Source organism: Arthrobacter sp. P1_C12_2 (assembly GCF_056406415.1).
The window spans coordinates 368321-392805 of record NZ_JBFUAF010000001.1 but is presented as its reverse complement, the minus strand read 5'-3'; the positions used below and the strand labels follow the sequence as shown (position 1 = coordinate 392805).

Annotated in this window: 21 protein-coding genes and 1 pseudogene; 5 read left to right on the top strand and 17 right to left on the bottom strand. The window is 68.0% G+C overall.

Going from position 1 to position 24485, the window contains the following annotated elements; all coding sequences use genetic code 11:
* Window positions 1–79: 79 nt before the first annotated feature.
* Together AC1DZQ_RS01850 and AC1DZQ_RS01845 are read right to left on the bottom strand one after the other, a co-directional pair.
* Window positions 80–1399 (bottom strand): MFS transporter, encoded by a 1320-nt coding sequence (locus AC1DZQ_RS01850; protein WP_476961870.1) that lies wholly within the window; start codon window positions 1397–1399, stop codon window positions 80–82.
* A 161-nt stretch (window positions 1400–1560) separates the two neighbouring features.
* Window positions 1561–2619 (bottom strand): LacI family DNA-binding transcriptional regulator, encoded by a 1059-nt coding sequence (locus AC1DZQ_RS01845; RefSeq protein ID WP_476961869.1) that lies wholly within the window; start codon window positions 2617–2619, stop codon window positions 1561–1563.
* Between the two features lie 489 nt (window positions 2620–3108).
* Between AC1DZQ_RS01845 and clpB the strand changes: the two genes are divergently transcribed.
* Window positions 3109–5766, top strand: coding sequence for an ATP-dependent chaperone ClpB (gene clpB / locus AC1DZQ_RS01840; protein ID WP_476961868.1), 2658 nt, complete (start codon window positions 3109–3111; stop codon window positions 5764–5766).
* Window positions 5767–5870: 104 nt separating this feature from the next.
* Here clpB and AC1DZQ_RS01835 read toward each other — a convergent pair whose 3' ends face one another.
* A complete protein-coding gene (locus AC1DZQ_RS01835; RefSeq protein ID WP_476961867.1) occupies window positions 5871–6644 on the bottom strand; it encodes a septum formation family protein in 774 nt (257 codons plus the stop codon).
* A 292-nt stretch (window positions 6645–6936) separates the two neighbouring features.
* Here AC1DZQ_RS01835 and AC1DZQ_RS01830 point away from each other — a divergent pair, with 292 nt between their 5' ends.
* Together AC1DZQ_RS01830 and AC1DZQ_RS01825 are read left to right on the top strand one after the other, a co-directional pair.
* A complete protein-coding gene (locus tag AC1DZQ_RS01830) occupies window positions 6937–7170 on the top strand; it encodes a DUF3073 domain-containing protein (protein ID WP_018774150.1) in 234 nt (77 codons plus the stop codon).
* A 283-nt stretch (window positions 7171–7453) separates the two neighbouring features.
* The gene (locus AC1DZQ_RS01825) at window positions 7454–8236 is read left to right on the top strand and encodes a VOC family protein (protein ID WP_476961866.1); all 783 of its coding nucleotides are present in this window, start codon (window positions 7454–7456) and stop codon (window positions 8234–8236) included.
* Window positions 8237–8383: 147 nt separating this feature from the next.
* On the opposite strand, the gene purM is transcribed toward AC1DZQ_RS01825, so the two are convergent.
* From purM to AC1DZQ_RS01810, 3 genes are all read right to left on the bottom strand, one after another.
* Window positions 8384–9553 (bottom strand): phosphoribosylformylglycinamidine cyclo-ligase, encoded by a 1170-nt coding sequence (purM, locus tag AC1DZQ_RS01820; RefSeq protein ID WP_476961865.1) that lies wholly within the window; start codon window positions 9551–9553, stop codon window positions 8384–8386.
* The gene (purF, locus tag AC1DZQ_RS01815; RefSeq protein ID WP_476961864.1) at window positions 9550–11232 is read right to left on the bottom strand and encodes an amidophosphoribosyltransferase; all 1683 of its coding nucleotides are present in this window, start codon (window positions 11230–11232) and stop codon (window positions 9550–9552) included. The genes purM and purF overlap by 4 nt, the downstream gene beginning before the upstream one ends.
* Before the next feature lie 66 nt (window positions 11233–11298).
* The gene (locus AC1DZQ_RS01810; RefSeq protein WP_476961863.1) at window positions 11299–11682 is read right to left on the bottom strand and encodes a hypothetical protein; all 384 of its coding nucleotides are present in this window, start codon (window positions 11680–11682) and stop codon (window positions 11299–11301) included.
* Between the two features lie 100 nt (window positions 11683–11782).
* On the opposite strand from AC1DZQ_RS01810, the gene AC1DZQ_RS01805 reads away from it, so the two are divergent.
* Complete coding sequence (locus AC1DZQ_RS01805; protein ID WP_476961862.1) at window positions 11783–12631, top strand: class I SAM-dependent methyltransferase; 849 nt, start codon at window positions 11783–11785, stop codon at window positions 12629–12631.
* An 8-nt stretch (window positions 12632–12639) separates the two neighbouring features.
* On the opposite strand, the gene bcp (AC1DZQ_RS01800) is transcribed toward AC1DZQ_RS01805, so the two are convergent.
* Entirely contained in the window at window positions 12640–13119 is a 480-nt protein-coding gene (gene bcp, locus AC1DZQ_RS01800; protein WP_476961861.1) for a thioredoxin-dependent thiol peroxidase, read from the bottom strand.
* 174 nt (window positions 13120–13293) lie between these two features.
* Here bcp (AC1DZQ_RS01800) and AC1DZQ_RS01795 point away from each other — a divergent pair, with 174 nt between their 5' ends.
* Entirely contained in the window at window positions 13294–14280 is a 987-nt protein-coding gene (locus AC1DZQ_RS01795) for a serine hydrolase (protein WP_476961860.1), read from the top strand.
* 51 nt (window positions 14281–14331) lie between these two features.
* On the opposite strand, the gene bcp (AC1DZQ_RS01790) is transcribed toward AC1DZQ_RS01795, so the two are convergent.
* From bcp (AC1DZQ_RS01790) to AC1DZQ_RS01745, 10 genes and pseudogenes are all read right to left on the bottom strand, one after another.
* On the bottom strand, window positions 14332–14811 hold the full coding sequence (gene bcp / locus AC1DZQ_RS01790; RefSeq protein ID WP_476961859.1) for a thioredoxin-dependent thiol peroxidase: 480 nt from the start codon (window positions 14809–14811) through the stop codon (window positions 14332–14334).
* 37 nt (window positions 14812–14848) lie between these two features.
* Entirely contained in the window at window positions 14849–15574 is a 726-nt protein-coding gene (locus AC1DZQ_RS01785; protein WP_476961858.1) for a winged helix-turn-helix domain-containing protein, read from the bottom strand.
* Window positions 15571–16914 (bottom strand): allantoinase AllB, encoded by a 1344-nt coding sequence (allB, locus tag AC1DZQ_RS01780; RefSeq protein WP_476961857.1) that lies wholly within the window; start codon window positions 16912–16914, stop codon window positions 15571–15573. The genes AC1DZQ_RS01785 and allB overlap by 4 nt, the downstream gene beginning before the upstream one ends.
* Window positions 16907–18103, bottom strand: coding sequence for a glycerate kinase (locus AC1DZQ_RS01775; protein WP_476961856.1), 1197 nt, complete (start codon window positions 18101–18103; stop codon window positions 16907–16909). The genes allB and AC1DZQ_RS01775 overlap by 8 nt, the downstream gene beginning before the upstream one ends.
* A 1-nt stretch (window position 18104) precedes the next feature.
* Window positions 18105–19895 (bottom strand): glyoxylate carboligase, encoded by a 1791-nt coding sequence (gcl, locus tag AC1DZQ_RS01770; protein WP_476961855.1) that lies wholly within the window; start codon window positions 19893–19895, stop codon window positions 18105–18107.
* A 108-nt stretch (window positions 19896–20003) separates the two neighbouring features.
* A pseudogene (locus tag AC1DZQ_RS01765) lies at window positions 20004–20891 on the bottom strand (2-hydroxy-3-oxopropionate reductase); the annotation flags it as partial.
* Window positions 20892–20957: 66 nt separating this feature from the next.
* Complete coding sequence (locus AC1DZQ_RS01760; protein ID WP_476961854.1) at window positions 20958–21758, bottom strand: hydroxypyruvate isomerase family protein; 801 nt, start codon at window positions 21756–21758, stop codon at window positions 20958–20960.
* A gap of 268 nt (window positions 21759–22026) precedes the next feature.
* The gene (locus AC1DZQ_RS01755; protein WP_476961853.1) at window positions 22027–22188 is read right to left on the bottom strand and encodes a hypothetical protein; all 162 of its coding nucleotides are present in this window, start codon (window positions 22186–22188) and stop codon (window positions 22027–22029) included.
* Between the two features lie 136 nt (window positions 22189–22324).
* Window positions 22325–23137, bottom strand: coding sequence for a bifunctional allantoicase/(S)-ureidoglycine aminohydrolase (locus tag AC1DZQ_RS01750; RefSeq protein ID WP_476961852.1), 813 nt, complete (start codon window positions 23135–23137; stop codon window positions 22325–22327).
* On the bottom strand, window positions 23134–24483 hold the full coding sequence (locus tag AC1DZQ_RS01745; protein WP_476961851.1) for a DUF6986 family protein: 1350 nt from the start codon (window positions 24481–24483) through the stop codon (window positions 23134–23136). The genes AC1DZQ_RS01750 and AC1DZQ_RS01745 overlap by 4 nt, the downstream gene beginning before the upstream one ends.
* Between the last annotated feature and the right edge of the window lie 2 nt (window positions 24484–24485).

Genomic DNA, 24485 nt, shown 5'->3' with positions numbered 1-24485 from the left:
CCTTGCAGTGAGATGGCTTGCGGGGCCCGTTCCGGACGCGCAGTGGGGCGCGTCCGGAACGGGCGGTGGGAGCAGCGGGTCAGTGGGCGGCCGTGACAGTCTCGGGCTTTTCCGAGCCGCGCTTGAGCAGCAGGGACAGCAGCGCGCCGATGATGCACATGGCCACGATGAACCACAGGCCGGAGAGCTTGGAGCCGGTGGCGTCCTGCATGAAGCCCATGACGTAGGGGCCGAGGAAGCCGCCGCAGAGGCCGATGGTGTTGACGAATGCGATGCCGCCGGCGAGGGCGGCGCCGCTGAGTCGTGTGGCCGGGTAGGTGAAGAGGATCGGCTGCAGGGCGAAGAAGTTGAAGGCGGCGAGGCAGAAGCCGATCATGCCGAGCAGCGGGCCGCCGACGGCACCGAGCGCGAAGCCGGCGACGATCCCGGTCATGGTGCCGGTGACGAGCATCCGGGAGCGGCGGCCGTCGGTGGCGAACCGGGGGACCAGCAGGGCACCGGCCGCGGAGAAGATCCAGGGGATGGCCGTCAGCAGGCCGATCTGCAGCGGGTTGAGCTTGCCGTAGGTGCCGATGATGGAGGGCAGGAAGTAGGACAGGGCGTAGACGGCGATCTGGTGCGTGAAGTAGACGCCGACGACGAGGAGGATCTGCTTGTCTTTCAGGACATCGCGGAGCCGGTGGTTGCCGGAGGCCTCGGCACCGGCGGTTTCCTCGGCGGCGATGCGGGACTCGAGATCGGCCGCTTCCTCGGCGGTGAGGAACGTCGCCTTGCTGGGGCGGTCCGGGAGCTTCTTCCAGACGACGTACGCGAGGATGCACGCCGGGAGGCCTTCGACGAGGAACATCCACTGCCAGCCGTGCAGGCCGCCGAGCCCGTCCAGGGTCAGCAGCAGGCCGCCCAGCGGGGCCCCGACAATGTTGGCGATGGAGACGCCGAGCAGGAACATGCCGTTGGCTTTGGCGCGGTCCTTGACCACGAACCACTGCGTCAGGAAGTACATGACGCCCGGGAAGAGTCCGGCCTCGGCCACTCCGAGCAGCATCCGCATGATGTAGAACGACCATTCGCCCTGGACGAAGGCCATGCCGGCGGCAATGATGCCCCACGTGATCATGATCCGCATGATCCAGAACCGGGCGCCGACCTTGTGCATGATCAGGTTGGACGGAATTTCGGACAGGGCGTAGGTCAGGAAGAACAGTCCGGCGCCGATGCCGTACGCGGTGGCCGAGATGCCGAGGTCGATCTCCAGCCGGTCCTTGGCCATGCCGATGTTGGTGCGGTCCAGGAAGGCCATGATGTAGGCGCCGATCAGCAGCGGCATGACGCGGCGTAGGATCAGGCCGTTAATTTCCTGCGGTGTGCGCATCTTCTTTGGTGCGGTTACAACTGACATGGGTCGCGTCCTTGGGTCGGCGGGATACGTGGTCGGTTCGGGCGTGCGGAAAGTGGGCAAGCGGGAGGTGCGGCCGCGGTAGTGCGCGCGGCGCGTGGTTCGTCAGGGACTCGTGGACGTCTGGGGCTGGCCGCGGACGGGCCGGCGTGTGGCGCCTGGCCTCAGATGTCCGGCGGCGTGCAGCCGCACGTCCGCCCGATATGCAGGCGGTGCCGGCACACTTTCGAGGTGTAGGTGGCGGACGGGGAATCGATGCGTTTGAGCAGCATGGCGAACGCCTCGTTGGCCATTTCCTGCTGCGGTTGGACGATGCTGGTCAGGTTAATCAGGCCGGAGCGGCTGTGGGGTAGCCCGTCGCAGCCGGCGACGGCGACGTCGTCCGGGATGCGCAGGCCGCGCGACAAGGCGTATTCCATGACGCCGATGGCAAGTTCGTCGCTGCCGCACACCACGGCCTGCGGCGGCGTTCCGGCGGAGAACAGCCGTTCGGCCGCCAGCCGGCCGCCCTCGTTGTTGACCCTGGTGCTGATCTTCCGGTCGCCGCTGATCGTGATGCCCGCCGTGGCGGCGGTGCGGACAAACGCCTGCTCGCGGGCCAGAGAGGCCGTGGAGAAGCGGGGTCCGATTACGGTGGCGATTTCGGTGAAGCCGTGGCTGAGCATGTGCTGCATCAGCGTGGTGGCTGCGGCGTCGTCGTCGATCCCGACGAAGTCCGAATCGAGGAAGTCTGCCCGGCGGGACAGGCACACGTAGGGGATCCGGGCCGCCCTGAGGGTGCGGAGTGCGGTGGCGTCGTCCCGGAGGGAGGCGGCCAGGATGATGCCGTCCACGTTGCGGTGCGCGAGCGTCGAGGTGACCTGGGCGAGCACCGCCGGATCGTCCTGGGTGGTGGCGACGAATACTTCGTAGCCGGACTCCGCCGCGGCCGTGATGACGCCCTGTGCCCAGCGCGGAAACATCGGATTGATGATGTTCGGCAGGATCAGCCCGATGACCCGCGTCCGCTGCGGGTCGGTTGACTGCGAGGGCTTACGGGGCCTGAAGCCGAGCTCGTTCGCCACGTGGATGATGTGGCGCCGGGTCTCTGGCGAGACGCCGCCCTTGCCGTTGAGGACGTAGGAGACCGCGGCCGAGGAAACCCCTGCGGCCCGGGCCACTGCGGCGGCCGAAACCGGCGCCACGGGGCCGTCCACGGTGGCGCTTGTGGCGTGTTCGTGCATGTCCGGCCCTCCTTCGCGTCGGTTCGAGTTGCTGTGACTCCAGTTACAGTAAGGAGGCCGCCGATCGTTAAGCAACGTTAAGTCATTCTTGCCGGCCGGGTGGGGCCGCGGCGCTGGACATGCTCATTGGTGGCACCCAGGCCGACGGGACATGTCCATTCTTCGAGCCCAGGCCGACGGGACATGTCCATTCTTCGAGCCCAGGACCAGGGGACATGTCCAGCCTTGGGCCCAGGCGGTGGACATATTGGGACTATGTCCAGTCTTCGGGCCGAGGGGAGGGCATGTCCCGGCGGGGAGGCGGGGGTGGGTAAGTGCGGGGACGGCGGGGCGCCCGGGGCCGAGGGGGCATGTCCACCCGGGGACCGCGGGCAGTGCCCCTAGACAGGCGTTTCGCTGTCGGCAAACATGGAGCCAGCGTCCCTCACGTCAAACTTGAGCGATGTAGACTCAACTCTAATATCAAGCCCATTCCGGAAGGAGCCCTCTTTGGACGCCAAATTCACCACCAAGAGCCAGGAGGCCCTCGCCGCGGCCGCCATGAACGCCTCGACGGCGGGCAACCCGCAGCTCGAGCCCGCTCACTTGCTCAAGGCGCTCATGGACCAGCGGGAGGGTGTCGCTGTCGCACTGCTCCGGGCCACCGGCGCCGACCCGGACGTCGTCAGCGTCCAGGCGAGCACTGCCATCAAGGCCCTGCCGTCGACGTCCGGGAGCAGCGTGCAGCAGGCGCAGTTGTCCCGGGCCGGGCTGCAGGCGGTCAAGAATGCCCAGAACGAGGCCGAGCGGCTCGGTGACACCTTTGTTTCCACCGAACACCTGCTGCTGGGCCTTGCCGCCGGGAGCGACGGAGTCGGGAGGCTGCTGCGCGAGGCCGGCGCTTCCCATGAGGCACTGCTGGCCGCGCTGCCGGGCGTCCGCGGCGACCGCAAAGTGGACAACGCGGACCCGGAAAACTCGTTCCAGGCGCTGGAGAAGTACGGCACGGACCTCACCGCGGTCGCCCGCTCGGGCAAGCTGGACCCGGTGATTGGCCGCGATGCCGAGATCCGGCGCATCATCCAGGTCCTGAGCCGCCGCACCAAGAACAACCCCGTCATCATCGGCGAGCCCGGCGTCGGCAAGACCGCCGTCGTCGAGGGCCTTGCCCAGCGGATCGTCGCCAACGACGTTCCCGAAAGCCTGCGCGGCAAGACCCTGATCGCTCTGGACCTCGCCTCGATGGTGGCCGGTGCCAAGTACCGCGGCGAATTCGAGGAGCGGCTCAAGGCCGTCCTGGAGGAAATCAAGAACTCCGAGGGCCAGATCGTCACCTTTATCGACGAGCTCCACACCGTGGTCGGGGCCGGCGCCACCGGGGACAGCTCCATGGACGCCGGCAATATGCTCAAACCCATGCTGGCCCGCGGTGAGCTGCGGCTGATCGGTGCGACCACGCTGGACGAGTACCGCGAGAACATCGAAAAGGACCCCGCACTGGAGCGCCGGTTCCAGCAGGTCTACGTCGGCGAGCCCAGCGTGGAAGACACCATCGGCATTCTGCGCGGCCTCAAGGAACGCTACGAGGCCCACCACAAGGTCTCCATCTCCGACTCAGCCCTCGTGGCGGCCGCGACCCTTTCAAACCGGTACATCTCCGGCCGTCAGTTGCCGGACAAAGCGATCGACCTCGTGGACGAGGCGGCGTCCCGGCTGCGCATGGAAATCGATTCAGCCCCGGAGGAGATCGACCAGCTGCGCCGCCAGGTGGACCGCCTGACCATGGAGGAACTGGCCCTGGACAAGGAGACCGATCCCGCCTCGGTGGAACGTCTCGCGGCCCTGCGCGCTGACATGGCGGACAAGAAGGAAGAGCTCGCGGGCCTGAACGCCCGCTGGGAGGCCGAGAAGGCGAGCCTGAACCGGGCCGGCGACCTCCGGGCCAAACTCGATGAGCTGCGTTCCAAGGAAGAAAAGGCCGAACGTGAGGGGGACTTCGAGACGGCGTCCAGGATCCTCTACGGCGAGATCCCGGCCCTGGAACGGGAACTGAACGCCGCCGCCGCGGCCGAGGCGGCCGTGCCGGACAAGTCCGGGCAGATGGTGGCCGACCAGGTCACCGCCGACGACATCGCCGAGGTGATTTCGGCATGGACCGGCATCCCTGCGGGGCGCATGCTCCAGGGCGAGAGCCAGAAGCTGCTGAACATGGAGCATGTCCTGGGCGAACGGCTGATCGGCCAGAAGAAGGCCGTCGCCGCGGTCTCCGACGCCGTGCGCCGCGCCCGCGCCGGGATCAGCGACCCCAACCGGCCCACCGGCTCGTTCCTCTTCCTCGGCCCCACCGGCGTCGGCAAGACCGAGCTTGCCAAGTCCCTCGCGGACTTCCTCTTCGATGACGAGCGCGCGATGGTGCGGATCGACATGTCCGAGTATTCGGAGAAGCACTCCGTGGCCCGGCTCGTCGGGGCGCCTCCCGGGTATGTCGGCTACGAGGAGGGCGGCCAGCTCACCGAGGCCGTGCGGCGTCGGCCGTACTCGGTGCTGCTGCTGGATGAAGTGGAAAAGGCCCACCCGGAGGTCTTCGACATCCTCCTGCAGGTGCTCGACGACGGCCGGCTCACCGACGGTCAGGGCCGCACCGTGGACTTCCGCAACGTGATCCTGGTGCTCACCTCGAACCTGGGCAGCCAGTTCCTGGTGGATCCCAACCTCGACGCCGCGGCCAAGAAGAACGCCGTCATGGCCATGGTGAACGCCTCCTTCAAGCCGGAGTTCCTGAACCGGCTCGACGAGGTGGTGCTGTTCGATCCGCTGAACGTGGAGGAGCTGTCCCGAATCGTGGAACTGCAGGTCAAGGAGCTGGGAGAGCGGCTCAAGGGCCGCCGGCTGAGCCTTGAGGTTACCGAGGGTGCCCGCGCCTGGCTGGCCGTATCCGGCTTCGATCCCGCGTACGGCGCGCGGCCGCTGCGGCGCCTGGTGCAGCGCGAGATCGGCGACCGGCTGGCAAAGGCCATCCTGGCCGGCGAAATCACCGACGGCGACACCGTCCTGGTGGACACCGCGCCGGACCTGATGGAACTGACCATGGGCGGGCTGGAGGACAGGGACCTGTCCGACGGCGGCGCGGCCGCCGGTAGCGGGCTCTCGGTCCGGCGCAAGGAGTAGGCGCCACCGGCCAGAGTGCGCTTAGCGCCACTGGCAGCCGGGCGCGTCCCGGCTGCCGGTGGGCTGAATCCGTGCGTCTTGCCAGCGCTCTAAGCCGGGTAAGGCTAGGGCAGCAGGGACTCCTTGATGACGTTTCCGGCGTTCGTCACGGCGTAGCAGTCGACCCGTCGGTCGCCCATGTCCCAACTGCGAGGGCTCGGGTAGGCCAGCTTGTAGCTCAGGTCGTAGTCACCGGCCTTTTGAGTCAGCGGAGCCACCTTGCAGGCATTGCGTGCTTTCTGCTTGAGCTGGTCCCGGCCGGGGTACGAGTCATCCGACCCGTATTTTTCCACGGCGACCAGCTGCGCCGAGTGACCGGTGGCGCAATCCACAACGGTGGACTGTTGCGCATCCGGATCGAAGTCCTTGAAGCAGTCCCGCAGCTGGAAGTCCAGGGGGCTGACGCCTTCCAGCGGCAAGGCTCCGCGGCTGGCCGGGGCCGACGCCGACGAAGCTGCGGGTACCGGGCTGCCGTTTTCCGGGGAGGCCTGGCCGTTGCCGGCAAATGCGGCCACAGCCCACCAGACCAGAAGCGCAACGGCGACCAGAACGGCCGCGGCCACGCCGAGCCGCTTTGGCCCTTGCCGGCGGATCCGGCGGACCAAGGGGCGTGCCCGCCGTGCCAGCGCTTTCTTGGCGCGGGCGAGGGTGAGTCGCGAGGGTCTCGCCTTCTTGGCGCCGGCGAGGGTCAGACCCGAGGGTCTCGCCGCTGGGCGTGCCGCCGTAGGATTCGTGGACCGCGCAGGGTCGGCTGTGATGACGGGCACGGCGGACGTCGGCGGCCTCGAAGGCGGCGGCGGGATGGACCCGGCGTCGTTCCTTGGATTCTCTTCGGTCACTGAGAAATTCACCACTTCCGTGCGTCTTTGCCGGGGCTGGAAGCCCGGCGTAGCGACCCTTTTCTGGGCGCACATCACGAAACTCTATCGAAGATGCACGGCAACGCGCATGCGCCAGCGGCTAAGGCCACCGTTGCGGGAGGCGCCACACTGTCCACAGGGGGCGGGCCGGGGAGCAGTTGGCGCCGAAAGCATGTAATCTAGGTGTACGACAAATTGACCAAACATTCCGGGGCCTCACCGATCGCCAAAGGTGACCACCTCCGGTCCAAGTACAAAAGGGGGTCACGCCATGGGGCGCGGCCGTCAAAAGGCAAAAGCTACCAAGCAGGCTCGGGACATCAAGTACTACTCCCCGAACACTGACTATTCGGCCCTTCAGCGCGAGCTCACGGGCCCGGGGAGTCGTGCCACGAGCCACTTCGCGGATGACCCGGTCGAGCCGGATTATTCAGCGTATGTGGATAAGTACGCGGACGATGTGGAAGACGACGACGACGAGGTTGATTCCCGTCGTATAGGTTAGTCGACGCTTCCTTCCGGCAGTTTTCTCCGGGGGATCCTTCCGGCACTGCGGTGCCAGCCAAAGATTTTCAGGCCGCCGGCCACACCTGTAACAGGTGTGGCCGGCGGCCTTTCTTGTGCCAGCAGCGTACTGTGCCGCGACCCGCCGTGACTCGCCGCGGCCGGTCACTTCGCCCCGCGCTTCGCCGCAGTTTTGCCGACGCAGTTGTCTCCGGCGGGGCCCCGGGCTAGGTTGTTCGTGCCGGATTTACCCGGACGCGACCCGATGCCCCGGAAGGACTGCCATGACCATTCGCAAAGGATTCGCCGAGGGTGAGCTCTGCTGGACGGACCTCCAAACCAGTGACGTGGAGGCGGCGAAGGCCTTCTACGCCGAGGTTTTCGGCTGGCGGTATGAAGACCTGCCCACCCCGGACGGACGCAGCTACGCGAAAGCCTTCCTCGGCGATGACTTGGTTACCGTGCTCGCACCGCAGAACCCCCAGCAGGAAGCCGCGGGCGACGCGGGCCGGTGGAACGTGTATTTCGCAATCGACAACGCCCGGGACCTGGTTGCCGAACTGGCCCATTCCCCCGGGCAGCTTGAATTCGGCCCCGAGGGGATCGGTGACACCGGCGTCATGGTGTTCTTCGCCCCGCCCGGCGGCGGAACCACCGGGGCCTGGCAGGCGGGCAGCCACTTCGGAGCCGGCCGGAGCCAGGAGGCGGGCACCCTGGCCTGGGCAGAGCTGCTCACGCCGGAGCCGCAGGCCGCCGTCGGCTTCTTCCAGCAGCTCTTCGGGCACGAGGTGACCGAATACCCCCAGGACGACGGCGGCACCTACACCACGCTTATGGTCGGCGGCGCCGAAGTGGCCGGCATCGCCCGGGTTCCCGGCGATGCGCAGGACACTCTCGAGCCGGGATGGCAGGTCTACTTCGGCGTCGCCGACGTCGCGGAGGCGGTGCAGGCCGCGGTGGCCGCGGGCGGCACCGTGCTGATCGAACCGGACGAGGTCGAGGAAGCCGGCACCATCGCCACCCTCAAGGACCCGCAGGGCGGCGTCTTCAGCCTGCTGGAGGTCTAGGGCGGCGGCTTAAGAACATCGAGTGCTCCCCAACTGCCGTTTTCAGAGCTGAAAACGGCAGTGTGGGCCCACGCCGGCAGGGTTCCCTGGCCGAGCTTGCGAGGCGAGGGAGCCGGCGGGGAACACTCGACGTCGGTACGGGCCCGCTTAGGCGTAGGCGTTGACCAGCCGGACGGCGCCGCCGTCGACGCCCTTGGCGCCCTGGACGTAGTCCGGGCCGGTCTTGAGGATGGAATCCGAGTTCTGCTCGACGGTGCCCATGACCCAGGACGGCAGGCCGCGGTCGTTGAGCCGGTTGACGGCGGCGTCGGCCGCTTCCGGCGACACGATGGCGACCATGCCCACGCCGAGGTTCAGGGTGCGCTCGAGGTCGGCCAGCGGGACGTTGCCGAGCTCGGAGACCAGCTTGAAGATGGCCGGAAGCTCCCAGGTGGAGCGGTCGACGGTGGCCAGCAGGCCCTGCGGGAGGACGCGGGCGAGGTTGGCCGCGAGGCCGCCGCCGGTGACGTGGCTGAAGCCGTGGACGGCTTTGCCGGCGGCGGAGCCGTTGACCGGGAAGGTGCGGGCGAGGTCCAGGCAGTCCGCTGCGTAGACGCGGGTGGGCTCGAGGAGTTCCTCGCCCAGGGTGCGGCCGAGTTCGGAGACCTGGCGGTCCAGGGCCCAGCCGGCGTGGTTGATGACGCGGCGGACCAGGGAGTAGCCGTTGGAGTGCAGGCCGGAGGAGGCCATGCCGATCACCACGTCGCCGGCGCGGACGCGGTCCGGGCCGAGCAGTTCGGAGGCCTCGACCACACCGGTGGCGGCACCGGCGACGTCGTACTCGTGCTCACCGAGCAGGCCGGGGTGTTCGGCGGTTTCGCCGCCCACCAGGGCGGTGCCGGCGACCGAGCAGGCGGCCGCGATGCCGCGGACGATGTCGGCGATGCGCTCGGGGACCACCTTGCCGCAGGCGATGTAGTCGGTCATGTAGAGCGGCTCGGCGCCCACGACGACGATGTCGTCCACCACCATGCCGACCAGGTCGAATCCGATGGTGTCGTGGATGTCCATGGCCTGCGCGATTGCCACCTTGGTGCCGACGCCGTCGGTGGAGGTGGCCAGCAGCGGGCGCTTGTACGTCAGCAGCCGGGAAACGTCGTAGAGGCCCGCGAACCCGCCGACGCCACCGATCACCGAGGCGTTGTGGGTTGCCTTGACGGCGTCCTTCATGAGTTCGACGGCGCGGTCTCCCGCTTCGACGTCGACGCCGGCGGAGGCGTAAGTGATGCCGGCGTTCTGGGCGGCGTTCATGTCAGCGGCCGGGGAGGCGGAAGTCATACTGGCTCTTTCTTGTCGGCTGTGGTGACGCGGTCGGCATCGGTGAGCAGTTCTTCGAATTCGGAGTCCGGCCCAGGATCGCAGCCGGTGGCGCCGGCCTTCTCGGCCGGATCATCGGAGATTGAGGTGCCGGGTTCGGCGTCGGACGCTGCGGAGGCCGCGGGCGCCGCCGGCGCCGCGCCGGAAACAGCCGCGGCGGGCGGGAGTCCGCCGAGGTCGGTGCGCTCGAGCAGGTTCTTGCCGAGCTTGTCCGCGCCGGGCAGTGCGATCGGGTACTTGCCGGTGAAGCAGGCGGTGCAGAGACGCTCACGCGGCTGCCGGGTGGCGTCGATCATGCCGTCTTCGGAAATGTAGGCGAGCGAGTCGGCGCCGATGGCCTGGGTAATTTCGTCGATGGTGGCGCCGTTGGCGATCAGTTCCGCCCGGGAGGCGAAGTCGATGCCGTAGAAGCAGGGCCACTTGACCGGCGGGGAGGAAATCTTGATGTGGACGCTTGCGGCGCCCGCTTCCCGGAGCATCCGCACGATGGCGCGCTGGGTGTTGCCGCGGACGATCGAGTCATCCACCACCACAACACGCTTGCCGCGGATCACGGACTCGAGGGCGTTGAGCTTGAGCCGGATGCCGAGCTGGCGCAGCGTCTGCGAGGGCTGGATGAACGTGCGGCCCACATAGGAGTTCTTCACGAAGCCGTGCGCGAAGGGGATGCCGGACTCCTCGGCGTAACCCACCGCCGCGGGGGTGCCAGATTCAGGCACCGGGATGACGATGTCAGCTTCCTGGGTGTTTTCGCGGGCCAGCTGGCGGCCCATTTCCACGCGGGATTCGTACACCGAGCGGCCCGCAATGGAGGCGTCCGGGCGGGCGAGGTAAACGTATTCGAAAACGCAGCCGGCCGGCGTCGCCTCGGCGAAACGCTCCGAGCGGACGCCGTCCTCGTCGATCGCGATGAACTCGCCGGGTTCGATTTCGCGGATGAAGCTGGCGCCGACGGTGGCGAGGGCGGACTGCTCGGAGGCAACCACCCAGCCGCGTTCGAGCCGGCCCAGGCACAGCGGGCGGATCCCGTAAGTATCGCGGGCCGCGTAGAGGGTGCCCTCATCCATGAAGACGAAGCAGAAGCCGCCCTTGATCTTGGGCAGCAGCTCCATGGCGGTCTGCTCGAGCGACTTGCCCTCTTCGCCCTCCAGGAGCGCGGTCACCAGCGCGGTGTCCGACGTGTTGCCCTGCTTCATCTCGCCGCTGAGGTTTCCGCCATTGCGGTCCTCGATCATTGCCTTGAGCTCGGCCGTGTTGGTCAGGTTGCCGTTGTGGGCCAGGGCCACGGTGCCCGTGGACGTCGCGCCCAGGGTCGGCTGGGCGTTGGCCCAGTGGCTCGCGCCGGTAGTGGAATAGCGGCAGTGGCCGACGGCCAGGTGCCCGGTCAGGGTGTTCAGCGTGGTCTCGTCGAAGACCTGGGAAACGAGGCCCATGTCCTTGTAGACGTTAATCCGCTTACCGTCGCTGGTTGCAATACCAGCCGACTCCTGACCGCGGTGCTGCAGTGCATACAGCCCGTAGTAGGTGAGTTTTGCTACTTCTTCACCGGGTGCCCAGACCCCGAAGACGCCGCATGCGTCCTGAGGGCCTTTTTCGCCTGGGAGAAGATCATGAGAAAGTTTTCCATCGCCGCGTGCCACTGGTCGATTATCTCACGATGTGCGCTAAGACTTTTCCGGCAGCCGGTTTATGACCTGACGCCCGGCTCAGGCGCCGTTCTCGTCGTCGTCGGCTTCCGGTGCGGACTCGACGACGGCGTGCTCGGCGCGGCGGACGCTCAGCCGGTCCAGCACCAAGGCGGTCGCGGCACCCAAGATTACGCCGCCGGCGGCGCAAAGGACCATGAAGAAGCCGAAGACCGAGCTGGCGTCGTAGCTAGCGTCGCCCGGGAGAGCGTAGGCGATGATGGCCGCCACGGCCACGCCCACGAGGCCGCCCAGGATCAGGAAGGGCACATATTTGGGCGCCCGGCGGACGGTGACCTCGCGGCGCTCCGGGACGCCGCCCTGAACACTGCCCGGAACGTTGCCCTGTGCCGGTTCCCGCTGGGGGTCGTTGCCTGCGGTTCCGGGGGTTTCGTGGGAAGACATGCAGATAAGCCTACTGCCCTTCGACTCATTGCCGGTGACGGATTCCCGGCGCAGACTAGGGATGGGGAAGGGCTAGGTACACACGAGCTAAGGAACCGCCATGTTAGCCTCGGCCGATCGCGTTCGTGAGCAGCAGCGCTTGCTCTGGGATGAGTTTTCGGCGGGCTGGCAGAAATGGGACGCTGAACTGCTCGGCTGGCATGCCCCGTTCGGGGACGCACTCCTCCGGGAGCTCCGGCTTCGCCCCGACTCCGAGGTGCTGGATGTCGCGGCAGGCACAGGGGAGCCCGGACTCAACGTGGCCGCGCAGGTGCCGGACGGCCGTGTGGTCCTGACTGACATTTCGGCCGGGATGCTCCGCGTGGCCGAGGAGAAGGCAGCCGCCCGGCACCTGAAAAACGTGGACTTCGAGGTTTGCGACGCTGCCGCCATGCCCTTCGGGGACAGGACGTTCGACGCCGTGTCCTGCCGCTTCGGCTTCATGTTCTTTCCGGTGATGTCCGCGGCCTTGGCAGAGATGGCGCGCACCGCGAAGCCGGGCGCCCGGGTTGGCGCCGTCGTCTGGGGACGCGCGGCGGCAAACCCCTGGGCCAGCCTGATCCTGGGCACGATTGCCCGGCACCGGGAACTGCCCATTCCGCCCGCAGGCACTCCCGGGCTGTTCCGCTGCGCACCCACCGGGTTCATGACCCGGATGTTCAAGGACGCCGGGCTGGCAGAGGTGGCCGAGCACCAGGTCAGCACGGACCTGGTGCATGAATCCCCGGAGAGCTATTGGGAATTCATGACCGACATTGCGACCACCGTGGCGATGGGGCTGGCCAAGGCGGACGCGGAGTCGCGGGCCCTGATCCGCTCGGACGTGTTCGCACTGCTGGGCCGCTACGAGCACGACGGCGCGATCCGGCTCCGGTCCACCGCCACGGTGGTGGCGGGAACCAAGGTGTAGCCGGGCTGCTAGACGCCCAGTGCTTCCTTCAGCGCCGCCACGTGGCCCTGGGCCTTGACCTGGTACTGCGTCAGCTTCACTTTGCCCTCCGGGTCCAGCACCACAGTGGAGCGGACGATGCCCTCCGTCACCTCGCCGTGGATCAGCTTCTCGCCCCAGGCGCCGTAGGCGAGGGCCACGGCGTGGTCCTCGTCGGCCAGGAGCGGGAAGGTCAGGGCGAAGTCGCCGGTGAAGTGGGCCAGGGCCTCGGGGCCGTCGGGGGAGATGCCCAGGACCTCGTAGCCGGAGCCCTGCAGGGACGCGAGGTTGTCGCGGAAGTCGCAGGCCTCGGTGGTGCAGCCGGGAGTCGCGGCCTGCGGGTAGAAGTACACGATGACGTTTTTGCCGCGGTAATCGGCAAGGGCAACCGGCTTGCCCTCGGCGTCGGGCAGGGTGAAGTCCGGGGCCGAGGTGCCGGGCTGAAGCTTGACGGTCATGTTTGCGCTCATGATGATCCTTCGGGGAGTGGACAACGGGTCTGTGATGCACAACATCGTGGACCGAGGCTGTATTCCGCCGCCTGAGCCTCTCAAGGACCCGTCCGGGGCGGCTTTGGAGGGTCCTACGCCCTGACAGCTTTTTCATAGCTCCGGCATAGCTGCCGTGGCTAGCTTGGAGCCACTATGGAACAGCAAACTCCACGACAGCCACGTTTCGGATCCCGACGCACGGCCACGGGACGGCAGCCGACGTCTGGCCGGGTCCGGGCCATGATCCTGGCGGCCTGTGCCGCGGTGCTCGCAGTTGTGCTGGCCGCAGGTATCTATTCCTCCGCGGAAGCCCGCTCGGCTGCCCGCTCGGCTGCGGCGAATCTCACGACGGCGTCGGCCGCGCCGACTGCGGCGGCCAGTGCTTCGCCGTCAGCCAGTCCCGATGCATCGGCCCAGGCGTCCGCCCCGGCTGCGGGAACCGTCGACGTGGCACTGGACTCGAGTATCCAGGCCATTCTCGATGCCAACAGCCAATACCAGATCGGCGTGGCGCTGGTCGACCTCTCCCAGGACCCCCGCTCCGCGGACGTCCATGAATACGGGGTCCGGGAGCGGTTCGTGGCCGCGAGCACCGCCAAAGTCCTGGCTGCGGCGGCCTACTACCACCTGGTCGAAACCGGAGAGGCCAGCCTCGATGACCCCTTGGGGAACTACACCGCCGGATTCCAGCTCCGGGAGATGATCCAGCAGAGCGACAACGACTCGTGGTCGCTGATCATGGATGCCGTGGGCCACGAGGAACTGACTGAGTACGCGGCATCGCTCGGCGTGAGCTATGACCCGGAAATCAATATGCTGACCCCGGCGGAAATGGCGACCATCGTCTCCCGCCTCTATTCCGGCGCGCTCCTGAATGCCGTGGACACCGCCCAGCTGTTGTCCTATATGCAGGACACCAACTATGAGACGCTCATTCCCGCCGCCGTTCCGGAAGGGATCACGGTCTTCCACAAGTACGGGCTCCTGGATGACGAACTGCACGACGCCGGCATCCTCGCGCAAGGCAACACCGCGTACGCCCTGGTGATTTACACCAAGGGCCAGGATCTGAGCGACGTCCCGGAACGCACCGAGGTGATCCATCAGCTGACGCAGGCGGTGACGGGCGCCCTCTTCTAGGCCGTTTCCAGGCCGAGCGTGTCCGGGGCCGCCCAAAGGGGGTCGGGTGCCCTAGATGCCGAGCGCCTCCCGCAGCGCCCGCACGTGGCCCTGCGGACTGACCTGGTATTGCGCCAGGACCACGTTGCCGTCGGGACCGACAACCACGGTGGACCGGACCGTGCCTTCGCGGACCTCGCCGTCCACGAGCTTCTCGCCCCAGGCCCCGTACGCGAGGGCCACGGCGTGGCCTTCGTCGGCGAGAAGGGGGAAGGTCAGCGCATGCTCGGCGGTGAAGGCGGAGAGGGCCTCGCGGGCGTCGGGCGAGATACCCAGGACGTCGAAGCCCGCGCCCTGGAGGGCAGTGAGACTGTCGCGGAAGTCGCAGGCCTCGGTGGTGCAGCCGGGGGTGGCGGCGCGGGGGTAGAAGTAGACAATGACGCTTTTGCCGCGGTAATCGGCAAGGGACACGGGCTTGCCGTCGGCGTCGGGCAGCGTGAATCCGGGGGCGGGATCGCCGGTGCGCAGCTTGTTGGTCAGTGCAGTTTGCATGCAGTTCCTTCGATGGGTCTGGATGGGTGGTGCGGCGTCAGATGCTGTATTCCGCCGGCCCGCGCACAGTTGCCAGCGGGCCGGGGATGAAACGGTAGCCGCCGCTGCGGACGGTGACGACGGCGTGACGGCAGCCCTTGAGTTTCCGGCGCAACCGGCCGACGTACACGTCGATGGAGCGGGTTGCCGCACCCGGGGTGTCGAACGCGTCGAGGCACTGCTGCAGCTCCTGCCGGCTGACTGTGCGGGAGCAGTTCTGCACGAGGCATCTTAGGAGGGTGAACTCCAGATCCGTCAGGGGCACCCGCTCGYCGTCGAGCCTGGCGTCCCCTGCCGCGAGGTCGACGGCGAGCCGGCTGATGCTGCCGGGGGCGGGCGCCAGGCCCGCCCCGCCGTCGACCCCGCCGTCGTCCCCTGCGGGGTCCCCGGCGGGGTCCTCGTCCCCGCCGGTGTCCCGGGCGGGATCCTCGGGCGCGGTTCCCGCCGGCGTGCCGTCATCTCCGGGGGACCGGACGACGGCGGACGTTGCGGCTCCGGCGGCGGGCCTAAAGTGGACTTCCGCCTCCGGGGCACATCTAAGGGCGCGGCCGAGCACGAGTTCGGCCGCCCGGGCCAGGCAGGCCGGGTCAAGGTCGGCGTCGTCCGGCACGGTGATCCAGACAGCCAGCCCCTTCGCCGTGAGGCCGGCCTGCCGAGCCTGTCCTTTGCGCCTGGCCTGTCCGTGACCGGTGCGTGCGGGGCCGGCCACGGCCGCCTGGCTCATACGCCGCCGCGGCGGATCAGCTTGCCGGTCGGCGTCCGGCCGTCGATCAGGGTGCCGCGGAGGTAGGTCTGCCGGACCACGCCGGAAAGCGCCTTGCCGTCATACGGGGTGATGGGGTTCTTGTGCTTGAGCTTGGAGACGTCGACGACGTACGCCTCGTCCGGGGCAAAGACGGCGAGGTCGGCGTCGTACCCCAGCGCCAGCTGGCCCTTGTTTCCCAGACCGGCGAGCTGGGCCGGCTTGGCCGCCATCCATGAGAGAACCTGCTCCAGCGGGATGCCGCGGTGCCGTGCCTCGGTCCAGATCAGCGACAGGCCCAGCTGCAACGAGGAGACGCCGCCCCAGGCCACGGCGAAGTCCCCGTTTTCCAGGTCTTTCAGGTCCAGGGTAGACGGGGAGTGGTCCGAGACGATGCAGTCGATGGTGCCGTCCTGCAGCCCGGCCCACAGCAGTTCGCGGTTGGAGGCTTCGCGGATCGGCGGGCAGCATTTGTAGGCTGTGGCGCCGTTCGGGATTTCCTCGGCCGTCAGCGTCAGGTAGTGCGGGCACGTTTCCACGGTGAGGCGAACGCCGTCGCGCTTGGCGGTGGCGATCATGGGGAGCGCGTCGGAGGACGACAGGTGCAGGATGTGGGCGCGGGCGCCGGTCCAGCGGGCCCGTTCGATGACCTCGGCGATGGCCTTGTTCTCGGCCCCGCGCGGGCGGGACGCCAGGAACGTGGAGTAGTGGTCGCCGCCCGGGTGGGGCGCATGGTCGATCGCGTGGGAGTCCTCGGCGTGGACGATCATGAGCGAGTCGAAGGACTTGAGCTCGGCCATGTCCTCTTCCATCTCGTCCGCTTCCAGGTGCGGGAACTCGTCCACACCGGAGTGCAGCAGGAAGCATTTGAAGCCGAAGACTCCCTCGTCGTGCAGCGGCCGCAGTTCGTTCTTGTTGCCCGGGACGGCTCCGCCCCAGAAGCCGACGTCCACGAACACCTGGTCCTCGGCCACCTCGCGCTTGAGTTTCAGACCGGCCACCGTAGTGGTGGGCGGGATGCTGTTCAACGGCATGTCAATGATGGTGGTGACGCCGCCGGCCGCTGCCGCCCGGGTGGCGGACGCGAAGCCCTCCCATTCGGTGCGGCCGGGCTCGTTGACGTGCACGTGGGTGTCCACGAGGCCTGGCAGGAGGGTTTCGTCGTCGGCGAGTTCGATGACTTGCCGGCCGGAGAGGCCGTTTCCCAGCGGCTCGATCGCGACAATCACGCCGTCGCGGATGCCGACTTCCCGCGCGGCGATGCCGGCTGTGGTCAGCACCTGCCGCCCGCGGAAGACGACGTCGTAGGTTTCTTCAGACACGGAGGGTCTCCTTTCCAGGAGCACTGTCCAGGGCGCGGGCGCCCTGGAGAGGGTGCGCCACGTTGGTCAATTGCTCGCCGAGTTGCCGTCCGAGGCGCTCCAGCAGCGGAGCGGCCTCGGCTATACATGTGTCTACATTGCTTTCCAGTTCCGTCAAAGCGTGGACCGCGAGGAACCCTGAACTGCTGATCTGCTGCCGCGTAAGGGCGGACCGGCCGCAGACCGCGATCACCGGAACCCCGGCGCGGCGGGCCGCCCGGGCAACGCCCACCGGAGTCTTGCCCAGCAGGGTCTGTTCGTCGAGGCTGCCTTCGCCGGTGATCACCAGGTCCGCGCCGGCCAGCCGGTCGGCCAGCCCGGTGAATTCAAGGACGACGTCGATGCCCGGCCGGCGGGTCGCGGCCAGTACCGCGATCGCGGCGTAGCCCACGCCCCCGGCTGCCCCGGCGCCCGGCGCGTCCGCGGCCTTCCGCGCGCGGGGTCCGATTTCGGCGGAGAGCACGTCCACAAAGCGGGCCAGGGCGGCGTCGAGGGCTGCCACGTCCACCGGCGTGGCGCCCTTCTGCGGGCCGAAGATTGCCGCGGCGCCTTGGGATCCGAGCAGCGGGTTATCGACGTCGCTGGCGAGCACGAAGCGTGCGCCGTCCAGGCGGGCATCGAACCCTGAGAAGTCGATCCAGTCCAGCCGGGCCAGGGCCGCGCCGCCGGGCGGCAGTTCGTTGCCGTCGGCGTCGAGGAACTTGGCGCCGAGTCCCTGCAGGACTCCGGCACCGCCGTCGGTGTTGGCGCTGCCGCCGACGCCCAAAATGATCTGCCGGCACCCGGCCTCGAGCGCTGCCCGGATCAGTTCCCCGGTGCCCAGGCTGGTGGCGCCATTGGCGTCCTTGATGCCGTCCGGCAGCACCGCCAGACCGGACGCGACGGCCATCTCAATGACCGCCTCGCGGCCGCGGACCGCGAACTCTGCCCGGATCGGCTCGCCGGTGGGGCCGCTGACGACGGCGCTGCGGCGGGTGAAACCGGAGCCGACGGCGGCATCGAGGGTGCCCTCGCCGCCGTCGGCCACGGGAATCCGCAGGACCTCCAGGTTGCCGCCACACGCCCGCTGCAGCCCCGCTTCCAGGTGCCGGGCGACGTCAGGGGCCGAGAGCGATCCCTTGAACTTGTCCGGCGCTATGACGACGCGCATCTCAGGCCTGCAGGGCCAGGATGGCGGTGGGGGCGTCCTCGGCGGTCTCGGCCAGGGCCTCGAACTCGTTGACGGCGTTGATTTCGGTTCCCATGGAGATGTTCGTGATCTTCTCCAGGATGACTTCCACCACCACGGGAACCTTGAACTCGCCCATGAGCGCCTTGGCCTTGTCGAACGCGGCAGGCATGTCCTCCGGGTTTTCCACCCGGATCGCCTTGCAGCCCAGGCCCTCTGCCACCTTGATGTGGTCCACGCCGTAGCCACTTGCGGTTGCAGAGAGATCAGTGGAATTGATGTTCTCGAACGCCAGTGACACGTTTTGTTCCATGTTGAACCCGCGCTGGGACTGGCGGATCAGGCCGAGGTAGGAGTTGTTAACCACCACGTGGATGTACGGCAGGTTGAACTGCGCACCCACGGCCAGTTCCTCGATCATGAACTGGAAGTCGTAGTCACCGGACAGGGCAACAACGGTCTGGTCCGGTTTGCCGCGGACCACGCCCAGCGCGGCGGGGGCGGTCCAGCCCAGCGGGCCGGCCTGTCCGGCGTTGATCCACTTGCGCGGGCCGAACACGTGCAGCATCTGCGCGCCGGCGATCTGTGACAGGCCGATGGTGGACACGTAGGTGGTGTCCTGGCCGAATGCCTTGTTCATTTCCTCGTAGACGCGCTGGGGCTTGATCGGCACGTTGTCGAAGTGGGTCTTGCGGTGCAGTGTGGCCTTGCGCTCGGAGCATTCGGCAACCCAGGCGGTGTAGTCCGGCAGCGACCCGGCGGCCCGGCGTTCCCGGGCCAGTTCCAGCAGTCCGTCCAGGGCGGCACCGGCGTCGGAGGCGATGCCGAAGTCCGGGGAGAACACGCGGCCGATCTGGGTGGGCTCGATGTCGATGTGCACGAACTTGCGGCCGGCGGTGTAGGTGTCCAGGCCGCCGGTGTGGCGGTTGGCCCAGCGGTTGCCGATGCCGATCACGAAGTCGCTGCGCAGGAAGTTCTCGTTGCCGTACCGGTGGCTGGTCTGCAGGCCCACCATGCCGGCCATGAGTTCGTGGTCATCCGGGATCGCGCCCCAGCCCATCAGGGTGGGGATCACGGGGACGTTTAGCAGTTCGGCCAGTTCCACGAGCTGCCGGGAGGCGCCGGCATTGATGATGCCGCCGCCGGCGACGATCAGCGGGCGCTCGCCGGCTGTGAGCATGTCCAGTGCCTTTTCCAGCTGCTTCCGGCTGGCCTTGGGCTTTTCCACGCTCAGCGGCTCGTAGGTGTCGATGTCGAATTCGATCTCGGCCATCTGCACGTCGATGGGCAGGTCCAGCAGGACCGGGCCGGGACGTCCGGAGCGCATCAGCTGGAAAGCCTTCTGGAAGGCTCCGGGAACCTGGCCGGGCTCCCGGATGGTCATGGCCAGCTTGGTGACGGGCTTGGCGATGGACTCGATGTCCACGGCCTGGAAGTCTTCCTTGTGCAGCTTCGCGACGGGCGCCTGCCCGGTGATGCAGAGCATCGGGATGGAATCGGCCCATGCGGCGTACAGGCCGGTGATCATGTCGGTGCCCGCGGGGCCCGACGTGCCGATGCAGATGCCGATGTTGCCGTCGTTGGCCCGGCTGTAGCCGTCAGCCATGTGGCTGGCGCCTTCAACGTGGCGGGCCAGGGTGTGGCGGATGCCGCCGTGGGCCCTCATGGCCGAGTAGAACGGGTTGATCGCCGCGCCTGGCAGGCCGAACGCCTCGGTGGCGCCCTCCTTTTCCAGGATGGCGACGGCTGCGTCTACGGTGCGCATCTTCGTCATGGTGTGCTCCTTGAAAGTCCGTTTTTGGGTGTGCTTAAGATGCCGGCGCCGGAATGTACGACGCCGGGAGGCTGGGTTCTGTTGGTGACCGGCGCTTGGCCGGGCGGCTTACTTGCGGCCGCTGAGCTGGAGGACCTGCTTGAAGAGGCCCGAGTGGTCCAGGCCGCCGTCGCCCTGGTTGACAGTGGCGGCGACGAGCTGCGCGACGACGGCGCCAAGGGGGACGGCGACGTTGGCCTCGCGGGCCGCGGAGGTGACGATGCCGAGGTCCTTGTGGTGCAGGGCCAGGCGGAATCCGGGGTCGAAGTTGCGGTCCAGCATCTTCTGGCCCTTCTGCTCCAGGACCTTGGAGCCGGCCAGCCCGCCGCCGAGGACCTTGAGGGCGGCGTCCGTGTCCACGCCGTAGGCCTCGAGGAAGGCGATCGCCTCGCCGAGGACTTCAATGTTGACGGCAACGATCAGCTGGTTGGCTGCCTTGACGGTCTGGCCGGAGCCGGAGGGCCCCACATGGACGATGGTCTTGCCGACGGCGGCCAGGACATCCTGGGCGGCCTCGAAGTCGGCGGCGTCGCCACCCACCATGATCGAGAGCGCGGCGTCGATGGCGCCTTGTTCGCCGCCGGAGACCGGGGCGTCGAGGGGACGGATCCCGGTGGCCCTGGCGTCGTCGGCGAGGCGCTTGGCGACATCGGGGCGGATGCTGCTGGCATCGATCCACAGGGCGCCCTTGCGGGAGTTGGCGAAGACACCGTCGGGGCCGCTGACAACGCCTTCGACGTCAGGGGAGTCCGGCACCATGGTGATGACGACGTCGGCGTCCTTGACGGCCTCCGCGATGCTGCCGGCGCCCCGGCCGCCTTCGGAGACCAGCTTGTCGGTCTTGTCCTTGCTGCGGTTGAAGCCGGTGACCGTGTGGCCGGCCTTGACGAGGTTGATGGCCATGGGCAGGCCCATGATGCCGAGTCCGATGACTGCGATGTTGCTCATTGTGGTTCTCTTTCCGAAGTCTTTGTGTGCGTTTTAGCGCGGGTGTGCTGTTGTGTCGCGGCGGGTGCGGGGGGATTAGTGCGAGACGCGCTGGCGGATGGCCCAGCTGAACGCGGTCGCCGCCGGTTCCTTGTACTCGAGCCCGATGTAGCCCTCGTAGCCGAGTTCGCGGCTGCGGGCGATCCATTCGCCGAGGGGAAGCTGCCCGGTTCCGGGAGCCCCGCGGCCGGGGTTGTCGGCGATCTGGATGTGGCCGAAGTCTTTGGCGTGCTTTTCGATGACGGCGGCGACGTCGTCTCCGTTCGCGGCCAGGTGGTAGAAGTCGGCGAGGAGCTTGATGTTCCCGGCACCGGACTCTTCCCGGACCCGGGCGATGACGTCGAGGGCGTGCTGGGCCTTGAGCAGCGGGTAGCGGGGTGCGCCACTGACGGGTTCCAGAAGGACCGTGCCGCCGATGCTGGCGACGCCGGCGGCCGCCGTCGCGAGGTTTTCGGCGCCGACGGCGTCCTGGCGCTCAGCGGATTCGCCGTCAATGCGGTTGCCGTAGAGGGCGTTGAAGGCCTTGCAGCCGAGGCGCTCACCGATGCCGGCGACGACGTCGATGTTGTCCTGAAATTCGGTGGAACGTGCCGGCCAGGAGACCAGGCCGCGGTCACCGCCCGGCATGTCGCCCGCGTTGAAGTTCAGGCCCGTGAGCTGCACGCCGGCGTCGGTGATGGCGTTCTCAAACCGGGTGACCTGGGCGTCGGTGGGGGCGGAGGTCTCGAAGGGCCACCAGAATTCGACGGCGTCAAAACCGGCGGCCTTCGCCGCGGCAGGGCGTTCCAAGAGGGGGAGCTCCGTCAGGAGGATGGAGCAGTTCACGGTGTACGTCATTGTGGGTTCCTTCCGGTGTGGGCGGGAGCTGGATCCCGGGCGTCTTTGCCTTGCAGATCCTTTTGCACGTTTTCCGCTTTGTTTCCGCTTTGTGGAATTAAGATTCTGCTTTATGAAAAGTGTAGGGAAAGTTGGGCCGGGGAGTCAAGGGGGTGGAGCGTCAAAGAAAAAGGGTGTTGGGCTGCGGGGTGCTCACGCGGCGGCACATCTTTGGTGCCCGGGCACTTCCTCGTCGTCGGGACCGTACTGATCCCGGCGAAGGCCATCTCTACCGCTTCGTAGGGTCCTTCCGGACCCCCAGGCCCACGAGTGCGCCGACCCCGAGGCCGATTAACATGCCCGTGAAAGGCATGTCAACGGTGGCGGCTCCGATGGCGAAGCCGAGGGCCGCGCCAAGGAGCATTCCGATCCACAGGGATTCGTACCTCACAGCCTCAGGCTAGCAAGCAACGCCCAAGCCACAAGGGTTCCCGGCGCCGGCAGGGCACCCTGCACCGGAACAGCTCCGGAACCACGAAGGAGTCCGCCCCGTCAGACGAGGCGGACTCCTTCGTGGTGGATCGGTCTTAGGTCAGGCGGATCTGGCGGTTGACGTCCTTGTACAGCAGGTACCGGAAGTTGCCCGGACCGCCGGCATAGCAGGCCTGGGGGCAGAAGGCACGCAGCCACATGAAGTCGCCGGCCTCCACCTCCACCCAGTCGTCATTGAGCCGGTAGACGGCTTTGCCTTCCAGGACGAAGAGCCCGTGTTCCATGACGTGGGTTTCCGCGAAGGGGATGGAGGCCCCGGGCTTGAGGGTGACGATGTTGACGTGCATGTCGTGGGCGAGGTCCTCCGGGTCCACAAAGCGCGTGGTGGCCCAAGCCCCGTCGGTGTCGGGCATGGCCCGCGGTTCGACGTCCTGGTCGCGGGTCACAAAGGATTTCGCCGTGAAGCCTTCCAGGGGCTCGTAGGCCTTCCGGATCCACTGGAAGCTGGCGATCTGCCCGGACTCGTTCGCCACGGACCATTGGGCCCCCGCGGCGAGGTAGGCGTAGCCGCCCTCTCCCAGTTTGTGGATTTCCCCATCGAGGGTCAGCGCCAGGGCGCCCTTGGTCAGGAAGATGACACCTTCGACGCCGGCCTCCGGCTCGGGTTTCTCCGAGCCTCCGCCCGGTCCCACCTCGACGATCAGCTGCGAGAACGTCGTGGCAAAACCGGCGATGGGCCGGGCAAGGATCCAGGAGCGGGTGTTGGTCCAGCCGGGCAGCTTGCTCGTCACGATGTCCCGGAGCACGCCCTTCGGAATGACGGTGTAGGCCTCCTTGACCACGGCCCGGTCGGAGAGGATCTGGGTCTGCGGCGGAAGCCCGCCCTCGGGGTAGAAATAGTTGCTCATGGGTGTGCTCCTTCTGCTGAGGGGGTGGAGGTGTTGGCCAGCCGCGGGTGGGCCAGCACGGTGAGTTGGGGGAGCCCGACGCCGGCAAGCGCCAGGACTTCTTCGGCACCGACGGCGCCGCACTGGACGCCGCGCAGCACGAAGGCCGCCAGGGCGCGTGCGGTGGCGGGTTCATCCATGACGCCGCCGGCGGTTTGTTCCACGTAATTGCGGAGCCGGGCAGCAGCGGCGGGGAGCCCTTGCCGGTAGAAGGCGTAGGTCGCGGCGAACCGGCTGGGCAGCTGGGCCGGGTGGAGGTCCCAGCCCTGGTAGTAGCCGCGTTCCAGCGACCGGCGGACCAGCCGACCGTGGAGCTGCCAGGCCTGCTCCACGTTCTCGCCCACCGGGATGATGTTGGTGGAACCGTCGGAGAGCCGGATCCCGGTGCCGGCCACGGCAAGCTGCATGACTTCCTTGGCAAAGTCCGCCACGGGATGCTCCATGGACTGGTATTCGGCGGAGATCTGCAGCGATGCCGAGTAGTCGTAGGTGCCGTAGTGCAGCCCGCTAATCCGGCCGGGCACCGCGTGCGGCAGGCGGGCCACCGGCGAGGTTCCGTCCGGACCCAGGATGAGCTGCGGCGTTTCCACCTGCACCTCAAAGCGGAGCCGGCCCGCGGGGAGCGAGTGGACTTCCTCGAGCCGGGACACGGCGAAGGCCATGGCCTCCACCTGCGCCACCGTGGTGACCTTGGGCAGGGTGAGGATGAGCCCGTTCGGGAGTTCGCCGGCCGCGGCCAGCTGCGACACGAAGAGATCCAGGGTCCGCAGGCCCCGGGCGCGGGTGGCGGCCTCGAAGCACTTGAAGCGGATCCCGATGAACGGCGGCGCGGTACCGGCGGCGACGGCGGCGGCCACGGCGGATGCCGCGGCGACAGCGGCGGCGTCCTCGGCATCGTCGCCCCGGTCCCCGAACCCGTCCTCAAAGTCCAGGCGGAGGTCCTCGATCGGCTCGCGTGAGAGCTTGGCCCGGACCCGCGGTGCGACGGCGGCGGCCAGTTCGGTTTCCTGGCCGAGCAGCGCGCACAGGTTTTCGACTCCGCCGTGGGCATCGGCCGCGGCCAGGGCCTGGGCGCCCCAGTCGGCGGTGAACTCCGGGCTGAAGCGGTCGGCCGGGACGTAGACGGTGTGCACCGGCTGGCGGGAGCCGTCGTCGCCCGGGTAGCTGCGCTCCAGCAGCCGGTCGGTGTCGGCGAGCTGGGCATCGATCCGGGCGAGGTCGGCCCCGGAGAGGGCCGGAGTTACCGAACCGTGGCTCGGGGGATGGCTCCGTGGATGCGGCCGGGCACTGGCGGAGGTGGCTGCCATGC